General features: G+C 59.4%; 26 protein-coding genes. 19 read left to right on the top strand and 7 right to left on the bottom strand.

Going from position 1 to position 24,895, the window contains the following annotated elements:
* The first annotated feature begins 11 nt into the window (after positions 1–11).
* The 7 genes from MOV63_RS07335 to MOV63_RS07305 all read left to right on the top strand — a co-directional run bounded on the left by MOV63_RS07335 (position 12) and on the right by MOV63_RS07305 (position 4,055).
* Positions 12–326 (top strand): hypothetical protein, encoded by a 315-nt coding sequence (locus MOV63_RS07335; RefSeq protein ID WP_247032996.1) that lies wholly within the window; start codon positions 12–14, stop codon positions 324–326.
* A 24-nt stretch (positions 327–350) separates the two neighbouring features.
* Complete coding sequence (locus MOV63_RS07330; protein ID WP_247032994.1) at positions 351–821, top strand: hypothetical protein; 471 nt, start codon at positions 351–353, stop codon at positions 819–821.
* A gap of 212 nt (positions 822–1,033) precedes the next feature.
* Entirely contained in the window at positions 1,034–1,453 is a 420-nt protein-coding gene (locus tag MOV63_RS07325; RefSeq protein ID WP_247032992.1) for a hypothetical protein, read from the top strand.
* A gap of 377 nt (positions 1,454–1,830) precedes the next feature.
* Positions 1,831–2,028: a hypothetical protein gene (locus MOV63_RS07320; RefSeq protein WP_247032991.1), complete on the top strand. Its 198-nt coding sequence runs from the start codon at positions 1,831–1,833 to the stop codon at positions 2,026–2,028.
* On the top strand, positions 2,028–2,330 hold the full coding sequence (locus MOV63_RS32745) for a hypothetical protein (RefSeq protein ID WP_293402058.1): 303 nt from the start codon (positions 2,028–2,030) through the stop codon (positions 2,328–2,330). The genes MOV63_RS07320 and MOV63_RS32745 overlap by 1 nt, the downstream gene beginning before the upstream one ends.
* Positions 2,331–2,989: 659 nt before the next feature.
* Entirely contained in the window at positions 2,990–3,613 is a 624-nt protein-coding gene (locus tag MOV63_RS07310; protein WP_247032990.1) for a hypothetical protein, read from the top strand.
* 88 nt (positions 3,614–3,701) lie between these two features.
* Positions 3,702–4,055 (top strand): hypothetical protein, encoded by a 354-nt coding sequence (locus tag MOV63_RS07305; RefSeq protein WP_247032989.1) that lies wholly within the window; start codon positions 3,702–3,704, stop codon positions 4,053–4,055.
* A gap of 343 nt (positions 4,056–4,398) precedes the next feature.
* On the opposite strand, the gene MOV63_RS07300 is transcribed toward MOV63_RS07305, so the two are convergent.
* Together MOV63_RS07300 and MOV63_RS07295 are read right to left on the bottom strand one after the other, a co-directional pair.
* On the bottom strand, positions 4,399–5,334 hold the full coding sequence (locus MOV63_RS07300) for a M48 family metalloprotease (RefSeq protein WP_247032988.1): 936 nt from the start codon (positions 5,332–5,334) through the stop codon (positions 4,399–4,401).
* A complete protein-coding gene (locus tag MOV63_RS07295) occupies positions 5,294–7,027 on the bottom strand; it encodes a type IV secretory system conjugative DNA transfer family protein (protein WP_247032986.1) in 1,734 nt (577 codons plus the stop codon). The genes MOV63_RS07300 and MOV63_RS07295 overlap by 41 nt, the downstream gene beginning before the upstream one ends.
* A gap of 394 nt (positions 7,028–7,421) precedes the next feature.
* On the opposite strand from MOV63_RS07295, the gene MOV63_RS07290 reads away from it, so the two are divergent.
* The 5 genes from MOV63_RS07290 (at position 7,422) to MOV63_RS07270 (ending at position 12,871) form a co-directional block, all read left to right on the top strand.
* Entirely contained in the window at positions 7,422–8,273 is an 852-nt protein-coding gene (locus tag MOV63_RS07290; protein ID WP_247032984.1) for a hypothetical protein, read from the top strand.
* Positions 8,274–8,479: 206 nt separating this feature from the next.
* Complete coding sequence (locus tag MOV63_RS07285) at positions 8,480–9,457, top strand: hypothetical protein (protein WP_247032982.1); 978 nt, start codon at positions 8,480–8,482, stop codon at positions 9,455–9,457.
* Positions 9,458–9,599: 142 nt separating this feature from the next.
* A complete protein-coding gene (locus MOV63_RS07280) occupies positions 9,600–9,740 on the top strand; it encodes a hypothetical protein (RefSeq protein WP_247032979.1) in 141 nt (46 codons plus the stop codon).
* On the top strand, positions 9,737–10,417 hold the full coding sequence (locus MOV63_RS07275) for a hypothetical protein (RefSeq protein ID WP_247032978.1): 681 nt from the start codon (positions 9,737–9,739) through the stop codon (positions 10,415–10,417). The genes MOV63_RS07280 and MOV63_RS07275 overlap by 4 nt, the downstream gene beginning before the upstream one ends.
* A 504-nt stretch (positions 10,418–10,921) precedes the next feature.
* Positions 10,922–12,871 (top strand): ParB/RepB/Spo0J family partition protein, encoded by a 1,950-nt coding sequence (locus tag MOV63_RS07270; RefSeq protein WP_247032977.1) that lies wholly within the window; start codon positions 10,922–10,924, stop codon positions 12,869–12,871.
* A gap of 163 nt (positions 12,872–13,034) precedes the next feature.
* On the opposite strand, the gene MOV63_RS07265 is transcribed toward MOV63_RS07270, so the two are convergent.
* Together MOV63_RS07265 and MOV63_RS07260 are read right to left on the bottom strand one after the other, a co-directional pair.
* The gene (locus MOV63_RS07265; RefSeq protein WP_247032976.1) at positions 13,035–13,847 is read right to left on the bottom strand and encodes a ComEC/Rec2 family competence protein; all 813 of its coding nucleotides are present in this window, start codon (positions 13,845–13,847) and stop codon (positions 13,035–13,037) included.
* 3 nt (positions 13,848–13,850) lie between these two features.
* Entirely contained in the window at positions 13,851–14,357 is a 507-nt protein-coding gene (locus MOV63_RS07260) for a hypothetical protein (protein ID WP_247032975.1), read from the bottom strand.
* 142 nt (positions 14,358–14,499) lie between these two features.
* Here MOV63_RS07260 and MOV63_RS07255 point away from each other — a divergent pair, with 142 nt between their 5' ends.
* Both MOV63_RS07255 and MOV63_RS07250 read left to right on the top strand, forming a co-directional pair.
* Positions 14,500–14,802, top strand: coding sequence for a hypothetical protein (locus MOV63_RS07255; RefSeq protein WP_247032972.1), 303 nt, complete (start codon positions 14,500–14,502; stop codon positions 14,800–14,802).
* Complete coding sequence (locus tag MOV63_RS07250) at positions 14,799–15,698, top strand: TIR domain-containing protein (RefSeq protein ID WP_247032970.1); 900 nt, start codon at positions 14,799–14,801, stop codon at positions 15,696–15,698. Before MOV63_RS07255 ends, MOV63_RS07250 begins: the two co-directional genes overlap by 4 nt.
* A 37-nt stretch (positions 15,699–15,735) precedes the next feature.
* Here MOV63_RS07250 and MOV63_RS07245 read toward each other — a convergent pair whose 3' ends face one another.
* Entirely contained in the window at positions 15,736–16,038 is a 303-nt protein-coding gene (locus MOV63_RS07245; RefSeq protein ID WP_247032968.1) for a hypothetical protein, read from the bottom strand.
* Positions 16,038–16,910 (bottom strand): phage integrase N-terminal domain-containing protein, encoded by an 873-nt coding sequence (locus tag MOV63_RS07240; protein ID WP_247032967.1) that lies wholly within the window; start codon positions 16,908–16,910, stop codon positions 16,038–16,040. Before MOV63_RS07240 ends, MOV63_RS07245 begins: the two co-directional genes overlap by 1 nt.
* 838 nt (positions 16,911–17,748) lie before the next feature.
* On the opposite strand from MOV63_RS07240, the gene MOV63_RS07235 reads away from it, so the two are divergent.
* Together MOV63_RS07235 and MOV63_RS07230 are read left to right on the top strand one after the other, a co-directional pair.
* On the top strand, positions 17,749–21,774 hold the full coding sequence (locus MOV63_RS07235; protein ID WP_247032965.1) for a helix-turn-helix domain-containing protein: 4,026 nt from the start codon (positions 17,749–17,751) through the stop codon (positions 21,772–21,774).
* Complete coding sequence (locus MOV63_RS07230; RefSeq protein WP_247032960.1) at positions 21,771–21,938, top strand: hypothetical protein; 168 nt, start codon at positions 21,771–21,773, stop codon at positions 21,936–21,938. The genes MOV63_RS07235 and MOV63_RS07230 overlap by 4 nt, the downstream gene beginning before the upstream one ends.
* A 63-nt stretch (positions 21,939–22,001) precedes the next feature.
* Here the strand turns inward: MOV63_RS07230 and MOV63_RS07225 are convergent, their stop codons facing one another.
* A complete protein-coding gene (locus MOV63_RS07225) occupies positions 22,002–22,589 on the bottom strand; it encodes a recombinase family protein (RefSeq protein WP_258719134.1) in 588 nt (195 codons plus the stop codon).
* Between the two features lie 299 nt (positions 22,590–22,888).
* Here MOV63_RS07225 and MOV63_RS07220 point away from each other — a divergent pair, with 299 nt between their 5' ends.
* The 3 genes from MOV63_RS07220 (at position 22,889) to MOV63_RS07210 (ending at position 24,808) form a co-directional block, all read left to right on the top strand.
* The gene (locus tag MOV63_RS07220) at positions 22,889–23,773 is read left to right on the top strand and encodes a hypothetical protein (protein ID WP_247032956.1); all 885 of its coding nucleotides are present in this window, start codon (positions 22,889–22,891) and stop codon (positions 23,771–23,773) included.
* 86 nt (positions 23,774–23,859) lie between these two features.
* A complete protein-coding gene (locus MOV63_RS07215) occupies positions 23,860–24,150 on the top strand; it encodes a hypothetical protein (protein WP_247032954.1) in 291 nt (96 codons plus the stop codon).
* Positions 24,151–24,565: 415 nt separating this feature from the next.
* Complete coding sequence (locus MOV63_RS07210) at positions 24,566–24,808, top strand: hypothetical protein (RefSeq protein WP_247032952.1); 243 nt, start codon at positions 24,566–24,568, stop codon at positions 24,806–24,808.
* Positions 24,809–24,895: the final 87 nt, after the last annotated feature.

Genomic DNA, 24,895 nt, shown 5'->3' with positions numbered 1-24,895 from the left:
TCATCAGAGCCATGACGACGGTTTACACGGGATCGGTGTTCGGCATCCGCGAGCTGACGGATGAGCAGCGCGCGGCTACGGGCAAGGAGCTGGCATGGCTGGAAGCCGATCTGATCCGGCGCCGGAACCGGCTGGCCTACTGGAGCCTGCGCAAGACGCAGGCCGAAACCATCCCGGGCATTCGTGAGGAATTGCGCCAAAGCGCCTTCTATTTTCACGCGCGCGCCGAGGAGTTGGTCAACTCCGGCGAACGCCTGCGCGCCTATCTCGTCGCGGAACTGCAGGACCAGCCGGATCACCGGCCCGCCTATCAGTACGCCCACTGACGTAACGTTCGCCCGGAGGGGACGATGGACAAGCAGGATGAACTGGAGCGCCTCCGTGAACGGGCGCTGTCGTTGAACCAGGCGATCCAGGACCTGGACCACGACATCGAGCGTGCGGTTCACGCCGCCGCGTCCGGCTCGACCGATACCGGCCGGGCGATTGCCATGGTGCGGGACCGCCACAATGACCAGTTGGGCCTGATGTTCGAGTTGGGCAAGGTGGAAGCGCAGATCGCCGACCTAGAGAACCGTGTCCGCGAGCAGGACGAGCGCGGTGAGGAGCAGCGGGCCGCGCAGGAATGGCAGGCGGAGATACCGGTTGCGCAGGAGGACCATCTGGATTGGCTGCGGCCGGTGCTGGACGCGCCGGAACAATTGGTGGGGCCAAGTCGGGAGGAGCGGCACCCGCATCATGAGGGGGAAGAGCGGATGCTGCGGGACATGCAGCGCGAGGATCTGGAGCCGGACGATTATCTCGACTGGTGGCGAAAGTGACCGTTGTCGCCTGGTCGGCGTGGCATGCCGGGAGTCGTAGATGACTGTGACGGCGACACATACCGCGCGGGCCATGTCGTCCGCTTTGCCGGGTGATCTATGTGCCACGCGGCTTTTCGGCATCGCCACGCCTCGGCGTGAGATAGGGCGTCTTGAGGTGCGTCTCAAGCGGGGGCACACTCTCAGGACAACAATAAGATGAGGTGACCGCCATGGCTAACGCAGACGAACAGGGCGAGCTCTTCCCGCCGGAATATGTGGCGGCCCACAAGGCCCAGGCTGCAGAGCTGAAAGCCGATGCGGCGGAGCATGGCTTACGCTTCGAAGCGTTTTTCGTGCCCGAGGTCGCTGAATGGGTGCTGGCCCAGGTCGAGCAAGGCCGCTTCCTCGGTCCTTCGGATGCCGTCTTCGTCGCCATGCAGGTGTTCATGGAACTGGAGGCGCATCCCGATCTGCGCAAGGAACTGCTGAAGCGGGAAATCACAAAGAGCCTGGACGATCCCCGCCCCGGCATTCCGGCCGACGAGGTGTTCGCCGAACTGGACGCGATGGCGAAGCGGATGGCCGAGCGCGAGCCGCCGATGTGGCAGCGGATACCGTTTCCGCAGGACGATGGCGGCCAAGAACCCTAGTCTGCCGTTTCGGATGGATCGGACAGGGTCTGGAGCGGTGTATCCGCGCTGAGCGAGAAGCCCAGCCATGCAGGGCATTTGCCGCGTCAGGGTGCTTCCATGTTGGTCATAGGCCTCCCCTCCTCTCACGCCAGGCCCGCTCCGCAGGTTTGCGGATGATCAGGTGTTTCAGGGATCTCCCGGTTGCGGCTGCACCACGCGGCCGGAATCGGTCGGGGTATGCGTCCGGTCTCTGCCGCCGGCAATCGGCTGCCCGCTCCTTCGCTGCGCTCCCGAGTTGCCGTTGCCTGCGTCCGCCTTCGGCTCAGCGTCGCGGCCGCTGCAATCCCCCGACCGGCCGCGATGGACGCAGCCGGAAAACCAACGGGAGAACCACCATGAAACAGACCAAATCCAGCAAACCCGACTACGCCGTGTATACGGTCGAGGGAGCCGGCGATAAGGCCCAGTGGACCAAAATCGGCGCCGCCTGGAGCCACAAGGACCACGAGGGACTGAACATCACCCTGACAGCGCTGCCGCTGAACGGCCGCCTGGTCATCCGCAAACCGAAACCCGACCGGGACGACGCCTAATGGTCCCGGCCCGCAACACCATCCTGCTGGGCGCCTGCATCAACCTGATGCAGCGCCTGCCGGGCGGGTCGGTGGATTTCATCCTGACCGATCCGCCGTATCTGGTCCGCTACCGCGACCGCAGCGGTCGCACCGTGGCCAACGACAACAATGCCTCGTGGCTCTTTTCGCCACAGAGATACGCAATCGGACCAGGCGCCAATTTTTCTAGTGAAATCGGCGATTTAATACAAAATCGGCATTTAAAAAGCCGTCTGCGCGAAGCAGACGGCTCATGTGGAAACCCACTTTTGTGGGCTTAGTGGAAACCTTGAATGGTTTCCGTCCTTTCCGAAGAAAGGCTGCCACTCCCATAAGGGAGCGCCTGGGGTGGACTAGACTCTATAAGCGACCAAGCTCGCCTAGTCCGAACGTGCGATAGTCCCGAGGGGCACCGCAAGCTGTAAATAAATTTTGACAGATGCAACCAAAAGTTACACCCTGCCTAAACTTATTTTCAGCGCATGTCAAAACATTTTAGGAAAAATTTCCTAAAATCCTTCCTTGGTGAGTAGTCCGTACCGATTTCCCCATAGCCAACTGGATTAACGCAAGAGCGTTCGGTGAGTTGGGTGATGCATATGGCAGCATCGAGGGAAAGGCTGCGAGGCAGCGGGGACAAGATGGTCTGTAACGCGGACTTGCCAAAAGAAATACTCCGTTAAGACGAACTGTCAATCGCTGATCGAGCACACCATTAATATTTCGTACACACATCTTGAATTTGCTCGACGAATGTGGCTAGCTGATGATTGCGCCTTCGATCCGACCAAGCTCGAAGGCGCGGAACGTGCCTTAGTAGAAACCGAGTACGACTGCTTCGATCAGAGTGTCTTCTGGACATCATTGGTGTTCGCTATCTTGGCGGCGCGTCCGCCGAGATGGCGGTCGCGGCTGCTCGTCTCCATGATGGAGATCATGAATGGCTACCGTAAAGCCCGGACGCTCGAAGCCAGCGCCCGAGACCCCGAAAGCGCTTACGCGCGGAGCACGGCAGAAACTGCTGCGCAATGCAACAACTCTCGGCATCGGATATGACGACTGGGTGTTCGAAGAACTCGATATCATCGACGATATGGATGTTGCGATCTATCGAAATCCTTCGACAGGCAGGAGGGACGTGCTCGTCGTCGATCCTGAGGATCAGGAGATCATCTTTTTCAAGAAGATGGACCCCGGACATGCGCCTGCTGCATCGTCGGTGACCAGCGGAACCGAGCCGAAGGCATCCCCCCTTCCCGAAACCTCGTCAAGTGAGGAAGAAGCGTTCGTTGCCCCCGGATATTACCATCCGATGGCCAAGACGCTTTTTTCGCTGTCTGAAGACCGACAGAAGCAGTGGTGGAAAGACCAGAAGCTCTGGGTTCCGTATGACGGCGACAGCTACATGCTCGGCAAGGTGATCGGTTTCCAGAAAACCGATACCGGTCATATCGGCGCGATTGTAGCCGACCGGCACAACACGCGAATCTTGTACGGCATGTCCTTCAACAACGGGGCGCCCTTCATTTTGGGACGCCCTAAGCCGCGTAAATCGGCCGATTAGCCAGAGTTAGCAAGCATACCCCATCGCCATAACCAACGCAAAAACTGCGGTTTTTGCGACCGTCACACCTTTGCCAAGGAAAACCCCAATGTCCTCCAATGATCCAGAAAGTCCGAAGCCAGAATTCCTCGCCACACAACCAGGTTACCAGAGCTTCAGGTATACTGTACCGTCTCCGGCAGATATGCCTATTTTCGTGTTTGCAAGCCTGCGTTCGAACTATGAAATCGCTCCAATAGGGGCGCGCATCTTGAGCAGGGGCGCGATCATGATCCCGACGACGTTCCTTGAATGGAGCCGCTATAATCGCCTCTGGGTGATCAAGGTCAATAGCCCGGCAACCAATGATGAAGAGGCATGGACGCAGTTTCACGATTGGATTTGGAACACATTCCCGCTCTTCAACTGGACGCCCCGTATGGTGAATATGGCCCGCGCGTAGCGAAGGCAGGGGTTTAGGGAGGGCAATCCCCATTGCCACGCCGTCCGGCTTGGCACAGATGGTGCGGAACACTTCCCGCTCGTTGCGCCCGTGGCGCAATCGACACAGGCAGGCGTAGCCAGCCGTCACTACCAGAGCGAAGCCGTAGGTAGTGACGGCGGCGGCCCGCTGACGCGAACCGCCGATGTTTTCCACGACAGCAGCCACACAGACAGTCTCCACATCCACCCTCAGGCGTGATTTTTACACGGGCGGATAAAGTGCTGCCCGAACGCGTTCGACGTTCGAGCCCGACACCGGAAGGTGACACCTCGCCCCTACGGCATTGGCGCTTTCCCGCCCGCTATCGTTTTGCATAGGCAATATCCTCCGCCTTGGGCAAGGTCTGAGGTGCCGGCACAACTGTCAGCTCCTGTACCTGTACCTTCAGTCGTGGAATGCGCCTCAGATATGTTTCCCTCTCAAGCGCGGCCCGCCGCTGCTTCAGGGTGGGATGCGTGGACAGCAGCGAATTGCGTGCGACTCCACGAAACATCAGCCTCGCATGTTGGCGCTCGAAGTCACTAAGTTTTGGCCCGTTATGAAGCTTTTCCAGCGCGGCGATCATGTGCTCCTTGCTGGTAAGCGCGGCGCCGATCGCATCGGCCCAGTATTCGCGGTTACGCGACAGGCGCAGCACGAACAGTTCGGAAAGCCACGTCAGGATCCAGCGGCCCCAGCGCTGCAGGGTGTCGGAAAACCTCAAATACCAGACCAGCGAGTTCTGGAACGAACGGGCCAGGCCCATGCGCCGCATGTCATTGTTGACGACATGGCCGAGTTCATGGCCGATGATCGCGTCCACTTCGGCCTCGGTGAGGGTGTCGAGGAGCGGCTTGCCGATGACGACGAGCGCGTTATGGACGCTGGCACCGATGGCATAGGCGTTGTTGTGCGGCATGACCCCGACCCACGGTAAGGTTTTGAGCCCAAGCTTGGCCGCTAGGATGTAGACGCGCTGGGCCAGCGGATCGTCGTTTTTGAGCAGCGTGATGCCATGCTGGCGGATGGCGCTTTCGCGTTGCCCGCCGAGCCCGATCAGGCCCCAGATGGTGCCCCAGAGCGGCACCATCCAAAAGCCACCGGCCACACTGAGGCCTGCGACCCCGAGGCCGATGCCCATCGGCATGGAGATCAAGCTGCCCCAGGCGAGCCCGAACCAGCTGCCGAGCACGAGGCCGATCCAGGTCGGCACGCTGCTATGACGAAGACGGCGGTAATTGATTGTCCTTTCGGTCATGTCGGTCCCCCTGTGAGATCATTCCAATACGCGAGCGGCACTTCTCGCTCTTTTCGTGCACGACGAGCTGCGTCTTGAACGGGCGGGTGCCCGCGATGTCGGTGATGCCGTAGCGCCAGCCGTCGCCCTGCCAGCCGCCAAGCAGTTCCCGCACCTCATCGCTGGTCAGCAGCGGTCGGCCGAGGAACTGGATGCCCTCGGTCATCGAGAACCCGGTGTTGGTGGAGGCCTCACCATGGAATCCGCCGAGATGGGACGAGACGTTAGCGTTGGCCGTGGTCGTGCGGATGGCATGGGTTTTGTGGCCGAGATAGGCGCCGATCAGCTTGGCGGTCTCGTCATCGTTGATGCCGAAGAACTGCTTGACCTCGCAGTTGAGGAACGGCTGCCAGCTGTTGCCCGGATAGTGCTCCTGGATGCCGTAGAGGTTCTGCAGGAAAAACCATAGCCTGACCCCCGCGCCTGCGTGCGTGTTTATGGCGTCCCGGTATTCCGGAAACGGGCCGATGTTGAGGAACTCGTCGAGCACGAACAGCACCGGAATCTCCGGGACGCGCGGGTTGGCGAGCATGGCGTCCAGTGCCGCCTTCAGCACCACGCGTAGCCAGCCGGAGAAGGTCTTCATCATGTCGAACGGGAGTTCGATATAGACCGTGGCGGGCCCGTCCTTGAGGCTTTCGAAACTGACGTCGTTGCCGCTGACGCTGCGCTGGATGTCAGGGTCCTTCCATTCGTAAAGCTTGCTGGTGAGGGTCTCCTGCAAGACCTTCAGTCCGCGGGCCGGGTCCTTTTCCAGGACCGCGCTGGCCGTGACCGCCGTCGGCGGAAACGCTTGCATTTCCTTCATGATCTTGAGCAGGCTGGCGCCTTTCAGGGACGCCATTTGACAGACGGTCGCCAGCGACCGGCGATGCGGCGGTGCTTTGTGGTGCACGTACATGATGACGGCGGTCATGAAGCCCACCGCATCATCGGCGAAGAACGACGGCGACTTCGGGTCGTGCGGGAACATCTGCTGGGCGATGGACCGTGCGTCGGCTTCCCGCCGTACCCGGCTCATCGGATCAAACCGATGCACCGGTTTGCCGAAGCCGTCATCCAGCGGCGCGATGCGGTAAACCGGCCCCAGGGTGCTCCGCCACTGTGAGGTGGCTTCGAACAGCTCCCCCTTCGGGTCGAGGACGACGCAACTCCCGCGGTACCGCAGGAGGTTGGGGATGATGCTGGTCTTGCCCTTGCCGGAGCGCGTCCGCGCGATCGTTAGCAGATGGCCGTCCCCGTCCCAGTGGACAAATCCGGCAGGTTTCTCCTGGCCCTCGTCGCTGAAGGTGCCGAGGAGCAGCGAACGGGGGTCATCGAAGCCGTCCCTGCCCCGCAGGGAAGACGTGAGATCGGCCGAATTCGGCCATCGAGCCGAGCCGTATAGCGGCGGCGGATCGGCGAGCTGGCGCTCGCGCTCCAGACGTTGCGCCAGGTCGCGTTTCGCGCGTTCGATGATCGGGCGGGGATCGCGGCCGGAACGGACGGCGGCTTCGACCGCGTCAGCGACTTCCGGGCCGTAGAGCTCCTCCACCTGACGGCGCGCCGAGCGCGCCTTGAGGTGCCTGCCAGCCGTGAAGCCCCATTTTCCCCACTTCAGGCCGCGCGAAAAACCGCGCGCCAAATCACCCAGCGGATCAAACTTGTTGGTCACATTGTCGCCCCCGACCCAACCGACGGGAGTTTAGCAACTGCAGCTGGAAAATCAATGATCGTCCGCAACCTATTTCGGATCAGTCGGTTGGGATTCCACTCGCTCACAATGCTCTACGACAGCTCAAGGCTCGGATGGAATTGAAGCCATGAAGCGCAAACATGGCTGGAACGGCCGGGGCTTCGAAGTGCGCCAACTCTGGATTGATCAACCAGTACCGCTTTTGCAGGACTGATGGCATTCTATAGTTGCATCTCTCCCCAGAACTTCCCCTTTTTGAGGCGAAGGCAGCAACTACAACAATTCCGCCGCGCATTGTAAGATGATCATTCTTCGCCAGGTAGAAGTCTAAGTATCTGCCCATCAATCGCAGGATGCAAAAAGGGAGGACGTCATGCCATCTATACAGGAGCAGATCGCCGCAATCCAGGAGAGGTACAAACCCGAGATCGAGGCGCTGGAGAGCCGCGGAAAGCAATTGGAACAGGACTTCCACAAGCCGGACTCCTGGGAAGCCGTGATCAATGTTGATTTCGACGTTACGTGGGGCGACCAGACATTCTCGTTCGATGTTCCCACGGTCACGATGAGGACGCAGACGTTGTCCCTCGACATCCCGGAGGTCTTCCCGGAGCGCCAAACGATCGTGTTCCATACCCCATCAGTCAGGATGGTGGACAGGAAAGTCGGCCAGTATCCAGAGTGGCATGGACCGTTCAAAATAGTCTGGAAAGACATCATAATCTCTGTGCCTGAACCGTTCATGCAGGAGCAGCGGATCATCTTTGATCTGCCCTCCGTGCGAATGAAACGCCAGGAATTCAAGCTCGATCTTCCAGAATTCAAGATGGAAACGATCAAGGTGGTTGTCGGCTTGCCGCAAATAACGGTCCGCAAGGTATCGGCGGAAACCGCAAAAATAAAGGAACGCGGCGAGGCGCTGAAAGCGGAGGGCGAGAAGCTCGCGGCTCGTATGAAATCCGAGATCGAGGCGGTCGTTGGTGGATTGACCGCTGTTTCCGGCCAGTCGGCAGCCGTCGTGAAACAAAGTATCGGAGCCGAATATGATGGGGCAATCAACGCGCTCCAGAAGGGTATCGATGAGCTGGTGGCGAAAGGCGTCGATCCCATCAAGGTTCCGGCCGAATCCGGAGAAGTCAACCTCCGCAAGAAGCTCGCCGACTTGGTGGCCGCCCGGGATCAGGCCGTGAACGGGGTTCCATCGCCCCTCCCACTCGCGGCATAAAGCGAGCGATTGAGAGCTTCGGGCGCTCAGGACCGCTCGAAGCTCCGGTCTTCCGGTTATTGAGGCTGGTCCCCTGTGGCAGCCAGAGGCGCAATAATCTGCGAGCACACCAATCAGAAGCAGCATCAATGACCGCGGGCCTGTCAGCGCCGCGCTTTGTCCTTGCGCACCACGAAACAGGCGCGGCCAACCATGGGAGAGACGGGATGGCGCTCGGTGGCCTATTGAATGTCATGATCAGCCTGGCTTTCATGTATCTGGTGCTGAGCCTGATTTGCACAACGGTCAATGAGCTGGTTGCGACGGTTCTGAAACTCAGAAGCCGGTCTCTAAGTGTGGCAGTGACAAAAATCCTAGCAGATCAGGCACTTATCGCTGTATTTTACCGCAATGGATTAATCACCGGATCGATTTCTGCGTCGCAACGAGGGAGCGTTGCGCAGAACGGTATTCCTTCGCCCGCGGGACATTCCTCGTACATTGACAGCAAGAATTTCGCCATGGCGCTGCTCGCCAGCCTCAATCCCCAGAATCCAATCCCGGGGATCAAAGAGATTGAAGAGACCATCTCGAAGCTTCCTGACAGCGGCATGCGCGATGTCATCGGCTCGGCGCTCGCTACCGCAAACGGGGATATCGTCAAACTTCGGAATGGCCTCGCAGAGTGGTTCGACACTGCAATGGACCGCCTGACCGGCGAGTACAAACGTCAACTGCGTTACATTTCATTGGCGGTGGGGGTCCTAATCGCAATCGTTCTCAACGCGGATAGCTTCGCTGTAAGTGCGAGGGTTTGGAAGGACACGGCTCTACAACAAGCGGTAGTATCAGCCGCGGAAACGTTCCTGGCATCCGCTCCTGCAGCCTGTCCAGTCCAAGTCGCGGCGGAAGGGGAGGACGCATCGATACAACATGCATTGTCGTCCAGCCTGGACTGTCAGCTGAAAACATTGACATCCCACGTCGAACGCCTCCGACCACTCCCTCTCGGATGGTCTGCGGACAATCTGCCTCAAAGCAACGAGCCGAACCCCTCTCTCTGGTGGGGCCTTAAGATCGTTGGCTGGCTCCTGACGGGGCTGGCCCTCTCGTTGGGCGCCCCTCTTTGGTTTGATATCCTTGCGAAGTTTATCAGCATTCGGGGTACGGGAGAAAAGCCAGGGAAGACAGCGGAACAGGCCTGATCTCCTGTGCCATGGCGTATTCCCGGACCGAGGTCCATCCATTGCCGTGCGATTAGAGAAGATGCGTCTCTTGGCGCTCCTAAATAATTTCTGCGGTAGGCGAAAACCCAAGACCGCACCTAGTCCAAGCTGGGAGACAACGATGCACCGCATTGGCAATAAGACGCGCGAGCCCCGCGTCGCCAATGAAGGCCACAAAAAAGAAACCACGGCGCGGAAGGGCGTGATCCCCGCCGACTGGCGGCGGATCGCCACCATCTTCGGAGCGAGGACCATGCAATGACTTACGAAACCTCTATTTCCGCCCGCATCGGACCGCCCACCAAGCCCGACGCCGACAAGATGGTGATCGGCAACTTCCCGGACGGACGCTCGCAGCTGGGTGACTGGTGGCGCGACCCGTCGAAGGCTCGGCAGCACTTCGTTGCCATCGCCGTGGCTGTCGCGGGCGTCGTCAGCTTCATCGTCGGAGTGGCCCAGCTCTGGGATATCTACGTGGCGGGTTCCAAGAAGGCCGACGAAGTCACCATAATCTACAATCAGGAGGCTGCCACCCTGCTGCCGCCTCTGTTCGAGGTGACGAAGGACATTAAGCCCTCGATGGAGGACATCGACGCGGCGCGCGCTGCTGGCGACGAGAACAAGGCGTACTACATGACCGTGGCCTACAAGGCGCAAGCCGCTGCGATTATCAAAGGCGACTTCAAGATGAACGACACCATTCAGACGTTCTACACTGCCATGAACAACACGGCGATCTGCGCGACGGACGGCTGCAGCCGGACGGCGCTGATCCGGAACATGGAAACGGCCTATTGCCGGGCCGATCGGAAGTTCGGCGGCTGGTTGGTCGAGTACCGCAAGAAGCCGTTCAAGGCTGCGTTCGCACAGCAGTACGTCGATCTTCTGGCGACGATACCTTGCGATGCGGTCATCTATCCCAAGACGCCGACGAACTGATCTAATGCACTGACTCATCCAGACGGTACAGGCAGTTCTCTACGGCATGAGCCATGATGCGGATGTCGGGGTGAAATAAAAGGTCCATCGGGGATGCTCGGCCAGCCATTCGAGCACCTTATCTGTCGCAACCTACCACGAAGGTCCGGGCCTTTGCGCTTCCGGGAGGTTTGCGACATCCTGCCCCGGCCGGGTTCGACCCGAGCCGCGCCAGGCGAGGAGAGCGCCAAGCCGCTCCCCTCGTGTCAGACTGCAGGCCGCTGGCTTCGACGATCTGAGTTGAACAGCGTCGAGCTTTCCGCCTGCGGGGGCCGAGGAGCTTAGCCCCTTCTCTCCCCCAAACAGCCTTCCGCCCAGCTTCCTCTACGCCGCTGCGCTCTGTTCCGTGCAGCCGGTTCCCCGCGAAGGCTGTTGTCCCCTTCCAGCCCCACCACTCACGCGGCCCCGGGAGGCAGGACGCGGCCCTGCATCGCAGTCCTTAGTCAACGAACAAGGAACAGACCCATGAACGCTATCACCTTGGCTGCCGAACCGGCAGCCGAAAACCCCATCCCCGTGGCTGCCGTCGATATCCGGCACACCGTAGAAGCCGTCCCCCTCGACCGTCTGGTGCCGAGCAAGGCCAATGTGCGGCGCGTCAACGCCGCCGTGGGCGTGCCGGAACTGGCCGACAGTATCGAGGCCCACGGCCTTCTCCATAACCTTACCGTGCGCAAGGCGAAGAAAGGCCGGTACGAGGTCGTCGCCGGTGCTCGCCGTCTGGCCGCATTGCGCCTGTTGGCCAAGGAGGGACGGTTGGCCGACGACGCCGAAATCCCCTGCAACGTGCGGGACGCCGGAAGCGACACAGAACTGTCGCTGGCGGAGAACGTGCAGCGGGAACCGATGCATGTGGTGGATGAAATCCTTGCCTACCGCGAGCTTGTCGACAACGGCATGGCTCCCGAAAACATCGCGGCGCGGTTCGGGCAATCGGTCATCACCGTGCGCCAGCGCCTGAAGCTGGCGGGGCTTTCCCCGAGGGTGCTGGAGGTGTTGCGCGAGGACGGCATGAGCATCGAGCAGGCCCGCGCACTTGTCATCAGCGACAGTCACGAGGAACAGGAGCGGGTGTGGTTTGAATCCCAATCCTATAACCGCGACCCGCGCAGCTTGCGCGCCATGCTGACCCGTGAGCATGTGCGCGGCACCGACCGGCTGGCGCGGTTCGTGGGGCTGGAGGCCTACAAGGCCGCAGGTGGCAGCATTGTCCGCGACCTGTTTGGCGAGGACACCAGCACGTTCCTGACTGACCAGTCGTTGCTGACGGCGCTGGCCGTGGACGCTCTCGAACGGGCGGCGGAACCCCTGAAATCCGAGGGGTGGAAATGGGTCGAAACAAATCTTGACGCGTCCACCATCTACAGCGGGGACTTCGGGCGGGTCTACCCGCAACTCCGGGAACCAAGCCCAGACGAGCAGGCCGAGCTTTCGGCCCTCGGGGAGAGCTTTGACGAGGTGCAGGCGCGGCTGGAAGCCTATGCCGAGGGTGACCCCGCCATGGAGGCCGACGAGGCACGTCTGGCCGAGATGGAGCAGCGCATTGCTGCCATCCGGAATGCCGCCAAGACCTACGACCCGCAGGAACAGGCGTTGGCAGGGTGCATCGTTTACGTGGACCACTACGGCGCATTGCAGGTCGGACGAGGCTACATAAAGGCCGAGGACAAGGCCGCGGTCGACCAGCTGCGCCGGGGGGAAAGCGCGGAAACGCAGGACGAGGCCGCTGCCTTGTCGGTGCCGGAGCCGGAAGCGGGATACTCCGCCGCGCTGGTGGAGGAACTTACCGCCATCCGCACCGCCGCCATGCGGGTGGAACTGGCCAACCGTCCCACCGTCGCCCTTGCCGCCTTGCTCTATCCCATCGCGGGCCGCGTCTTCCAGAGCGGCTACACCTCCTTTGATGCGGCGGTGGAAGTGAGCGGGCAGCGGAAAGACCTTGCGGCCTCGGTCAAGGAGCCGAGTGAGGTCCGCGCCCTTGCCGCATGGCAGGCGACAAAGGAAGCATGGGGCGACATCCTCCCCGGCCAGCCTGCTGACCTGTGGGCATGGTTGCTCGAACAGCCGACCGACAGGTTGCTCGAACTGCTGGCCTTCGTGACCGCCGCCAACCTCAACGGCGTGAAGGCCAAGCACGACCAGAGCAAGGGGCGGCTCGCGAATGCCGACCAGATCGCCATCGCCGTCGCGCTCGACATGCGCGAGCACTGGACAGCGGACGCGGCATTCTTCAACCGCCTGTCCAAGGCAGGCATTGCCGAAGTGCTGGCCGAAGCCGGCTGCGCGTCACAGACAGTGCGGATGATTGAAAAGGCCCCGAAAACCGAGGCAGTGGCGGAGGCCGCAAAGCAAATGGAAGGTAAGGGTTGGCTTCCTCTCCAGCTGCGTGTTGCCGGAGGTGAAGCCGCCGAGTGAACGAGGCCACATTCCACAGAAGCAGCCCGGGACTTGGTTCCGGGCTGTTTGCATGGTGGCTAGGGGCTGACGTGGCCGGGTTCGACCCGAGCCGCGTCAGCGCGAGGAGAGCCCCAAGCCCCTCCCCTCGCACTCTCTTCCCGCCCGCAATAATGGGATCGTACTAGACACCCGTTCGGACATAGGCACCATGCGGCGATGTGGCGATCAGAATCCTACCGTCCCGCCGTGTCGTCAGCACCCGACGGCGTTCCCCGTCCAGCATTACGCCCAATGTTCGCTCTCGATACCAAGCCACCGTCTCTTGGGTCGCATACTGGATGCCGGAATCCGAGATGATCGTTATCTGCGGCTTCCACCCGTACTGATAGAGCTCCGGACAACAGCCATTGGCGCGCCCGTGGTGTGAAGCTACCAGAACATGCACGTCAGCCATGGCCGCCCGGAAATCAGCCCTTTCCCAGAGACGGCGCCAGCCATGCAATTCCATGTCCCCCGGAAAGCAGACCACCAGGCCCGGGCAGCGGAGGATGCACACCAAACTCAGGTTATTTTCGTCCTCGAAGTCGTGGGGATACCGGTTCCAAAACGTGTCGATAGTAATGCCGCCCAAGTCCGGGATATAAGGTATTCCGCCGATATAGGAGGACATTATATCGGCCAACGCGCTGATACCTGGCCCAATCCCATCCTGGCCCTTCAGGTAACGGATGTTCTCAGCGGTGACTGAGGGATTCCGATAGAGAGCCTCGATGGAAACGCGGTTTCGCAGGTGGTGGAGATCGCTTGCATGATCCTCATCCATATTGGTGATAATGAGGCGCTCAAGGCTGTGAATACCCATCTGCGGCAGGTAGATCGACGGCCGCCACCCGGTGGTCGAGTTGTGTCCTGCATCAATTAAGAAATGCTTATGATTGTCAGTTGAGACAAGCGCGCACCCACCGTGCTCAACGTCGAAAATCCTGATCTCCATGCGTCAGCTGTCCTGGTTATGTGCAATGCTGTGGCGGTGGACGCGTTGTGTAATGAACCGGTTTTGCTTCTTGAATGATGCCGTGAACAGGATCACCAACGCTACGCAGCCCATGAGAACCCACGTCCGCCGGGAAAAACCAACGGCACCAGCCATTGCATCCCAGTTGTAGCCCACGGCGCAGACCACAATCAGTGCGAGGATGGAGCGGTACAGGTTGCTCGCTTCCAGCAGAATCAGGATCTTGGGGTCCTTTTCGGACGCGACAATGAAATCATTATAGCTGCCGTACTTCACGACCCGCAGCAGTCGGAGCAATGGCTCAATAACGACCGATCCGATCCGGCTAATGATGAGGCCTGAGAAGTAATAGAGGACAAGGTTGCCCACCAAAGTTTCCGACGCCAAGACGTAGATGCCCGTCACGGAGAGGAAATGGACGAAAACCGCGCCCGGTATGACGTTGATGAAGATATCGTAGGAAGAGAGTTTGGCGATAAGATCGTTCATAGCCTATTCTACTACAACACAGCCTCCGCCTCAATTTAAGGTTATGTTTTCCCTGTGGATACCCGCACGCCCCGCCAGTAATTTTTCGATTGCGGGAGGACGTTCTGATATAACGCCAAGAGGCGGAAGCAGGAGAATATCCATGTTCAAGATTGAAGGGCTGGACAAGCTTACCAAAGAACTGAAGCAGATCGAGAAAGCCTTTGCCGAGATGGACGGCGAGCTTGGGAGCGTCAAATTTGATCCGGAAGATCCCGGCAGCATCGAGGCAGCAATAACTCACGCCGAGCAGCTGATTGATGAGCGGCTGGGTTCCCATTCCTCAAATTCGTTTGTGGCGTCCGTGGTGGACCAGATGAAGGAACAGTTCCGCGAAGCGATCATCGATCGGGCAGCAGAAGCTCGCTTACAGGGCAAAGACGGCAACGAGGATCAAAGCGAATGAATGGAGCGAGCCCCGATCTCTTCAAGCAGATTGATCATGCCGTGCTCGACCTTCAGAGCTCGCAGCTGCAAACCTACGAGCGACCGCTGAAAACCCTCGTTCGGCTTCTGGCAAGCCCTGACCTAGAAGCAAGCAATCAGGCACTGACGAAGGATCTGGATCTCGAGGAATTCCTCAATAGCCAGGACGAGCAGGAAGGAATGGTCGGAAGCACCACGCTAAAATGGCCTGATGACCCAGAAAAGATCATGGGTATCACACTCCTTCTGATCCGAAGATTTGGGGAAAACCCAGAGTGGATAACGGATTTTGGCCATACCTACTTTTATTCCAGCAGCAAGATCATCTCGACCGTCCATAACGTGACACGTCACATGATCATCCCGTTCGTACGGGATTATAAGTCCTACGTTCTCAGCCATGGACGGACCGAACCCCGGTTGGTGAAGTCTTTGACCAACAAGATTTTCGTCGTTCATGGCCACGATGGTGAAGCTCGGGAAACGGTCGCGAGGTATCTCACAAAAATTGGTTTCGACCCGATCATTCTGCACGAACAGGCAAATCGAGGAAAAACCGTCATCGAGAAAGTCGAAGCCAACAGCGACGTCAGCTTCGCGGTGGTGCTCTTGACGCCAGATGACGAAGGCTGCGTGAAAGGCGGTACCCCGGAAGCCCGTGTCCGTCAAAATGTGCTTTTGGAGCTTGGATATTTCATCGCCTTACTGGGCCGCGCCAATGTGTGCGCACTCAAACGCGGCACGGTCGAAATCCCAAGCGACTTCGCCGGAGTGCTCTGGGAAGCGATGGATGACAGTGGTGGCTGGAAAGCCAAGCTTGCACGTGAGTTGCAGGCAGCTGGGCACACCATCGACTGGAACAGGGTAATGACATGACCGACGATGCGGTCGGCCTAGCCTCGTTTGCGGAAGATCACCAGGTGATGAGCAATTCCGGATACTCGGTCACCGTCGAGGGACGGATTGGATCTACTACGATAAAGGTGGGCCGCCAGATGTAGTGGAACTGCTCACGGTCGAGCCATTCCTCCAGTGCCGTGGCGGCATCCGTATCGGAAAGATCGAACGGCCATTCCTGGACGATGCGATAGTGGCGATACCCCTGTTTCGCGAGGTCGTCGATCGCGGCGGCAATCGTAGCTGGCTTGAAGATCTTGTCGGCGTACTTGGTCCGCATGTCCGCGGCCATCAGAAAGTTTCCTTCGGCGCGTTTCATCAGAAAGCACTCCCCAGGTAGGTGTCGGCGATCTTGAGGCGGCTATGGCCGAGTTCAGCCGATATCTGCCGCCGCGCCGACCGGTCGGCCTGCTGTTCGGCCGCGGTCATGTCGATCCAGCGCTTTCCGCCCGCGATAGGGCATGGGAGGCCGGTCAGAGTTCGGTATCGCTGCTGCGCATAGGCATGGCGGAACCCGTGGGTGTTCCTGAGGCCGACCTTGAGGGTCTGGTATTCAAAGCGCTTGAGCTGCTCGACGTAGCTCAGCTCCGGCGGGATCAGGGACCCCCTGCCCTGGATGAAACTCATGATGCTCTGCAGCACCTGGCGCTGTTCGAGCGTGGTGATCGGCACGGTCCGCGCCCGGCCGCCCTTGGTCCAACTGGCCTGCAGCGTGATATGGTCGGCACGGACGGCGGCTTGCGGCTGGAATTTCAGCGCCTCCTCGCGCCGCAGGCCGAACGCGACCTGCAGCAGGATCGAGGCCTGGATGTACGGGCATTCAATCGCCCGGTATTTGACCCGGTCGAGGGTTTGGGCGCGGTTGCGGGTGATATCCCCGCGTTCGCCGACGCCATAGGCGGCGTTGTCGCGTTGGACAACGTTGGGCTTGCCGACCTTTTCCGCCCACCACCGCAGCCAGGTGAGGCGGTTGCGGATGCTGGCCTCGGTCTTGTCTTCATCCAGCCACTTCTCGACCAGGGCTTCGGCGTGTTTGGGTTTGATGGAACTTGCGGCAGGCAGGCTGTAGCCCAGCTCCGTCAGTTCTTCGGCCATTGCGGCGAGGCCGCGCTTGCGGTTGGTTTGCGTGCCGTAAGAGCCATCCCTGTTGCGACGGCACAGCCGCACCAGGTCCATGGTTAGATCGTCCATCTTGCTCGCTTCCTTATTTAAGGGCGGTGAGTGTTGATGGCCGATGCCTGTCCGTAGATCAGGTCACCCCGCGAAGATCATTCGCAGCCGGGGCCGGAATGCGTCGTCATCTCCTTTCGTGCGGTAAAAGCCTCCTGAGCCAGCCGGGCGGCTGGCCTGTTCGGTTTGCCCTGTTGGGCACCGCTACCGGTTCGGTTTGAACAGGTATCGGCAATAGGCGCCGCCATGGCGGCGCGCGGATGTCGTGAGCATGCATGATGCCCTCCTTCTGGTTGGGAAAACGGTGGGATGAGATGGATCAGCGTCTTGCGTGACCTGGCGGGATAGTGAACGCGGTCGCGTGTTAAGTGCCAGCCCGTTGCGCTTAAAATGATCATTCCAGCGAGGCGGGACGGCCTCGGCATTTGGGCGTCATGTGGGATCGTTTGGCGAAAACCGCTGAAACTGTGGGGATGTCGCGGGTCCGTCACTCCCCAATGGATTGGCGAGTGACGGACGGCTTGCCGCCCGCCACGTCGGACATCGAATGTCCGAATGGGAGGGTGCCCCTCCCAAACCCTCGCCTTGGGCCACTTAAGGCCTCCGGCCGCCCAGCGTCCCAGCGGGGGACTTGGCAACCCCCGCACCCCTGCCCGTGCGGCTCTAAAGGCCGCAGCGGGTTTCACCCGCTTTTGCAGTTCTCGGGCTGGGTCGTCGCTCCGCGTGCTGGGCGCTCCACTTGCTCCCCAGGCCTCAAACCCGCAGCGACCGCACGCGGCCGGGAGGCTTCGGCTGGTCCGGCAGGCCGTTGACGGATTTCTGATACTCATCTATGAGTATCAGAAAGAGGTACACATTTATGAGTACGAAAAAACCTTATGACGCGTTCGGGGCGCGGCTTGCGGAAGCAAGAATACGAGCCGGCATCCCGAAGCAAGGCGATCTGGCTAAGCAGATTGGAACTTCCCAGCAGAGCGTGAGCCGCTGGGAAGCTGGCACTTCTCGCCCTAACCTTGAACAAATCACCAAAATCGCCGCTGTTGTGAACGTCCACGCCGACGAGCTGGCCGAGCTGGCCGCATACGCGCCCCGTCAGACCGTGACTTTCGACCGACCTTTCCCTTTTGAAAATCTCTCTCCCGAGAGTTTCGAACGGTTCACCGCCGATTTGGTCCAAGGTCTCTTTCCGGGCGCCGAGGTTTACCGCGCCGGGGGACAAGGGCACACCCAGGCCGGTATCGATGTCACGGCGATTTTGGTCGATGGGCGTAAATTTACCCTCCAATGCAAGCAGGCAGCGGAATTCGGCCCGAAGAAAGTCACGCTGGCGATCGAGGCCGACACTACGGCTTCGGACCAGAAATTTCTGGTCCTTTCCCGTGTAGCCAGCCCGGATGCGCGAGCCGTTATTGAGGAAGCGTCCGGCTGGACGCTCTGGGATCGCGATGACCTCTCCCGCAAAATCCGCCAACTGCCCCTTGAGGACCAGCGCCGCCTGGTCCGGATTTATTTCGCCAATCAATATGAGGCGCTGCTTGGTGTGCCCGCAGGGGGACACTGGGAGACCGTCGATGAGTTTTTTTCTCCCTTTCTTGCGGGGGACAAGCTGTTTACCCACGCATGGGACCTCGTCGGCCGGGAGCAACTTGTCGAAGATATCTCCAAGGCCCTTATAAGCGCGGACGTTGACATCGTTCTAATGGCCGGTGCGGGTGGTAACGGCAAAACCCGCATTCTCAAGACATTGCTCGACCGATTTGCTGCCAGTCATGCCACCACGAAAATCAGAGTCGCCTCTGCGACCATGGAAATTACCAAGGCTTCTCTAGACGAGCTAGGGCCTGGCGAGCTGTTGCTTGTCGTTGATGATGCCCATGACCGTGCAGACCTTCAGGCTGTATTCGCCTTCGTCGCCTCAAGGACTGCACGGACCAAGCTGGTGCTTGCGGCCAGGCCGTACGGTGTTGACCATATCCGGGCGCAGGCCAGCAATTATTCTTTCGCCGATCCGGAGCGCTTCCCCCGCTTCGACATTCCATCGCTGTCCGTCGCGGACGCAGAAAATCTGGCGCGGCAGGTTTTGGAACGTCTTAACGGCCCTGTTGAGATGGCAAGACCGGTAGCGGAATTCACCTATGACTGCACGCTGGCAACCGTGGTAGGCGCGCGCATCGTGGCTGAGGAGGGCATCCATCCGGCCCTCATGCAAAGCGAACATCGCTTCCGGCAAACGCTTTTCGGCCGGTTCGAAGATATTGTCGCCGGGCACCTTGCCAACCGCGAAGATGGCAATCACATTCGCAAAGTTCTCGGTTTTCTGGCATTGATGCAGCCTGTCGCGATCGATGACCGGATTCTGTTATCAGCGGTCGAGAGCGTTGAAAACATCAGCGTGGAAGAAACTTCGCGGATTCTCAAGCTCCTCGTGGAGGCCGGTGTCCTCTTCAGGCGCGGCCCGAAATTTCGCCTTTCACCGGATATCCTCGGCGATTATCTCATTGAAGGGCATTTTGAAGGACCGAATGGCCGTTCAAACGGCCTCGCGGAGCGATATTTCGACGCCGTTCCTCCTCGTTACATTGACAACCTCCTACTGAACATGGGGCGTATCGACTGGCGGCGGACCGGAAAAACGAATGACAGCCCCCTTCTTGACGGCATCTGGGCCAAGCTTCATCCGACGAGTGAATATTCCGATCCACATCTGAAGGCCGTCGAAGCGGTTGCATATTACCAACCGGCCAGGGCGTTGGCGTTTGTGGAGCGGCTGATCCGGGAACGGCGGTTCATCTCTCAGCTCTCCGATATCGCGAAATATGCCGGATACACAGAAGAACACTTTCATCGCTCGCTGGAATGCCTGTGGGAGATGGGGCGCGTTGATGCGCGCGACCTAGGGTCACATCCTTCACATCCGGTCCGCGTCCTGAAAGAGTTGGCAGAGCCCTCCCCGGGCAAACCACTTTGGGTCCTTGATGGTGTCGTGGAGTTTGCGATCACCAAGGCGCAGAGCCCAAACGTCTGGTCCGCCTCATACACGCCGTTTGATGTGATGGCCGGTGCACTACGGGCCGAAGATTTCACGAGTGTACATTCAAAGCATCAGTGGTCGATGACGCCTTATTTCGTGGATCCCGACACCGTCGCCGACATTCGTGGTAAGGTCATCGAAGCCCTGCTCGCGAGCCTCGATTCCGACATCGAGAGAAGGGCACTCGGCGCAGCAACAACACTGGCAGATGCCCTGCGACGGCCGATCGGGCTGCTGGGCGCCCATCCGGATGCGATCCTTCTCAAGAAGTGGGACGCGCACATCGTCAAGACGCTCAAGCGTCTCAGACAGGTTCTCGACTCGCAGCCGATAAGCCCCACGGTACAAGCGGCGTTGGGGCGGGTAATCGCCTACCATGAAGCCCACGGCCAACGCGCGGTCAGGACGGCTGCGCAGGCAGTGCGCGAGACTCTTTCATCCGATCTGACTGCCAGATTTGAACGCCTTCTTACCGATGGATACGGCCACGAAGACATGCGTCTCGGGAGCATCGATGACCATGACAAACGCTGGAATGCGTTCATCGACCAGACATTGTCCGAGATGATCGCGACGTACTCCAATGCGGTTGATCTTCTTGCCTTTATTGAAAAGCGTGTTTTACAGGCGGACGTCAACCGGCAGAGCACCACCGCCGAAGTCCCCGTCGGACGCCTGATTGAGCAAATGGATGGCTTCGCTGCCGCGGTCATCGATGGCGTCGTTTTCGGGAAGGTGAAGCGGCTATCTCGCTTTACAGGTCACGCGCTTTCGAAGATTTTCCGCGACAGTCCGGATGTCGCGCGTGCGCATATAGCCGAGTTTCTCGACTCCGGCCGACAGGAGCTGAAGATCGCTGTCGCATCGGCCTATGATGCCCGCAGCGCTCATGACACCGAACGGCTGGGAATCACGGATATCGCCAACATCGAGCGGCTTCTGGCAGACGAGGACGAAGCCGTTCTGGTTGTGACGCTCCGAGCCGTGCGCTGGCTGTCAGAATTCAACCGGGAACTAGCACTCAAATTACTGCGGAAGGCAAATATTCAAAGCGCAAATGTCGCCAACGAATTCGCTGCGGCATTCACCTTCGGCAAACACATTCCTATCGCCGTGCTGACGCAGGAGGACATTGAAAGGCTCCTCAAAAGCTTAGAACCCCTCCCTGAGCTCGAAGGCTACTGGCTTGACCAACTGCTCGCAGAGATTTCGGAGATATATCCCCGGCCACTGGCGAGTTTTTTCATGCGGCGGGTTGAGAGCGCATCAGTTTCGTCGTCCGAGCGTATCCGGCCATGCAACTACGGCGCTTGGCGCAACCAGCCGCTTCGCTTCAAGAAATCTCCCGACGGTGCGATGGTGATGCAGGAGATCGCCGCTTGGATACGGGAGAATCGCAGTCGGAAAGGCCTTTTCACTTACCATGCCCGCCATCTCTTCCATGCGATGTTCGCGCCGTTCGACACTGAGGTCGTCGCATTTCTATCTGATTGGCTGGCGACCGCCGAGGAGAAGGACATCGAGACGATCGCGATGATCCTAAGGGAAGCAGATCGCGATTTCGTTTTCCGGCATGAAGCCTTCACCGTCTCCTTGATGGATCGTGCCCAACAGTTCGGACCGGAAACAATGCGGATGGTGGGAGCGGAACTCTTCGGCTCGGCAGTCTCCGGGGTAAAATCCGGAACCTCAGGCCAGCCATTCCCGCAGGATATTTCCTTGAAAGAGCAAGCACAGGCAGTGCTCACCCGCCTGTCGCGGTTCTCGGCTGCCTTTGGCCTATATGAGGGACTGTACCAGCATGCGGCTGGGGAAATCGACCGCATAATGGCGAATCTGGAGGATGACGAATGAAACGTCTTCCGAGAACGGAAGAAAAGAAACCGCCCCCCGGCGATCACTTCCATCTGGCTGTCGGGGATAAGCTTCTCGTGAGCATCCAAGGTCGGCTGCCTATCGCCGCCGCCTTTCTGCTGATCGTGTTCTTTGCGGACGACATAGTGGGATGGTTTCGGTGAAAATCATCACCGCGGCAATAGGCATCTCAGCCGAGTTGGATACCGAAAAGCGACCATTGCCGGTTACAAAACATTGGTGCCAGCCTTGCACAGACGGAGGACAGTGCTTTCGCTAACCCGCATATCACGGGCGAGCGTTTCGACCATTTCCCCTTCTTGACGTCGCCGCACAATCTCCTGCCGCTGGCCGGGATTGAGCTTGCGTGGACGGCCGAATTTGACGCCGCGTAGCCGCGCCACCTCCCGCCCATGCGCCGTGTTCTCCAAAATCCGCAACCGCTGCCACCGGGCGGCCCAACCGACAAGGAACAGGATCAGGTCGGAAAATTCCGAGGTCGTGTCGATGAACGGTTCATCAAGCAGGCGCAGGCCCGCTCCAGCCTTCTGCACGGCGGCAACGATGTTCAGCATGTCCAGCGGGTCGCGGGCAAGGCGGTCGGTAACGGTGGCAAGCACCAGATCGCCGGAGCGGAGGGATTGGAGCAGCGCTGCGAGTTCGGGGCGGTCGTCCCGATTCTTGCCGCTGCGTTTCTCATGGAAGACTTGTGCGCACCCCGCCGCTCTCAGCTTATCAAGCTGATAGCCCAAATCCTGTCCCCTAGTGCTGACGCGGGCATAGCCGACCACGCGGCCTGAGATGAGTGTAGTCATGGTCAAAACCTCCCTAAACGGTGGAAAGCCTTGAACTCCTAAAATATTGTTAATTATAGACGTGGGCAATTTCACCTCTTTACAGGTGGTCAAAAGTCACGAGTTTTGCAAGTGGACGAGATTCACATTATTTTTCGGAATCTATATTTTAGCGATATTGAATTTATTCATATTTTCACTTCGGAAGACATATTTACCCACCGCTCGAGTTGGCCGTCAAAACTCGTGATTTTTGATACCCAAGAGCGATCGATGGCGCGTCTCCCTCACGCCAATACCCACCAAAGGCTCGCATTACGATGGGCATTTCTCTCAACAGATCGCTTCGGTTCGGGCTACTCCTGCCCGCATGCGGCGCCTCTCTGGCCGCGCTGGCCTCCTGCGGCGAAGGCCCGCCCACACCAGGGGAAACCATCACGGTCCCCTTTTCGACCCTCGCCGTCCCTGCGCCGGAAAAGCGGCAAGTGCCGCTCTACATCATCAACGGCCAGCTGGGGAGCGGCCCGGCCGATACTCCTCAGAAGCTGGCCGACTACCTGAAAGCCGACCAGTTTACCGTGACCCTCAAAACCTCGCGCGGCAAAGAGTTCGAGGCCATCAGCGGCAATAAGATTAATAAGGTTGTTGTCCCCGACTACGAAACCGTGGAGCTGACGGCCAAGAAAGAGCAATACGGCCGCGACACCGGCATCACCGGGACGATCACCGCCAGGTTCGTCAACGGGTTCCTGAAAGAGGGCACGTGGACGGTCAGGACGTGGTTCAATCCGCCGCCGCCCTCGCCTGTCGGCATCCCGTCCGGCCTGAACCGCAAGATGGAAATCAGCCCGCAGTGGGTGAACGGCATCCTCAACAAGTACAGTTTCCCACCCGTGAAAGGCGAAAAGGCACAAGGCGGCCTGGGAAGCATGACCCGCGCGTTTCGCAAGGAAGATACCGGACAGGCCTGCTTCAGCCCGGCGGGTGCGCCGATCGACATCCAGTGCGCAACCGGCATCGGGATTTCCTACACCGCCGCCTACGAACTGCAAGACAACCGCAATGAGATTTGCTGGCAAGGGGTCTGCAAGCTGGACCTGCGTTACCGGGACCATGGCCTCAACCAGTTCGAAAGCGACCTGAGGACTGCCATGGTGAAGGCCTACATCGCCAAATTTGGGGAAATCGACCCTCCGAAACGCTGATCGGAGGCGCTGCCCGTACGCTCACAAAACGACGGCTCCCCCCTCCTATCTTCATCCTCTGCACCATCTAACAATCGGAAACTCTCATGCAGAATACGGTTAAGGTAGCCACGTTCCTGTGGTTTTTGCTCGCGTTGATAATGGTCCTCGTGCTGCTGGTGCTCTCCGCGAGCCTCATGGTCAGGGTACCGCTGCTGTGGCTGTGGGGTATCGCCCTGCTGGCCATCGCCTATCCGGCTTACAGGAGCTACCGGCGCGGCACGCCTGTCGGGACAGAGAGGACGTTCAAGGCCAGACTTGCGAGCAGGCTTTCGGCCTTCGGGATTGTTCTCGTTCTCGCCGTCATGGTCTATGACGTCGCAAACGTTCAGATGTAGTAGGCGGACCACGCGGTTCAGGCCACCGCCGCACCGAATGGAAATACCAGGCGAACGACGGCGCTGCTCATGCGCCGAGTTTTGCCGGACGGCGCTTTTGTGTTCGTCAACGGCAGCCAGCAAGGCGTGTGGAAGGGAGCAGGGTTGACGCCAACCACCTCAAGCTCCGCCCCGGTGCAGGCACTTTGAACGCAGACCGCCGTTTGCGGGTATGCAGTGACGCTCCGAAGCGGAGCGGACAATTCCACTGATTTTTGCACTCAACTGTCTCGGCATTATGCTCCACCCGATTCGATTCCCGAATCCTGCGTTCGCATTTAACGGCGCCCGTGCCAGCTTATCCTTGTTTCTGATGCTGTGCTTTGTGGCGACTACCATTCGCGGGTACAGGTCGGAAAGAGATGGAGGCGCCGACATGCAGGACTGGCTGGTTGTAATATTCAGATACGGCTGGCAGCGCTTGACCGCGATGCTCGGCGGTGGCGCGTCCATCAAAACACCGGACTATGAAATTCGGGCACCGACAACTGAAGGTGTCATCACCATCATGCGGGCCTTGCACGATGTACCGGTGAAATCTGCGTTGCCTGGGCCACGAAAACACGATCCACTAATGGCTACGGTAAAGGCTAAGGAGCCTATGATCGTCAGAGGTTAGGAAATGTCGTTAATCTTTCGCCAAGAGGACGGCTCCTGGCTGGCCATCCAAGTTTGGGATCCATGTCCACCTGCATCGCAACGAAGA

It is taken from the genome of Neorhizobium sp. SHOUNA12A (assembly GCF_023006505.1).
In the GTDB taxonomy this organism is placed as follows: domain Bacteria; phylum Pseudomonadota; class Alphaproteobacteria; order Rhizobiales; family Rhizobiaceae; genus Neorhizobium.
The sequence above is the reverse complement of the archived record's forward strand: the minus strand, read 5'-3'. Positions and strand labels throughout refer to the sequence as shown.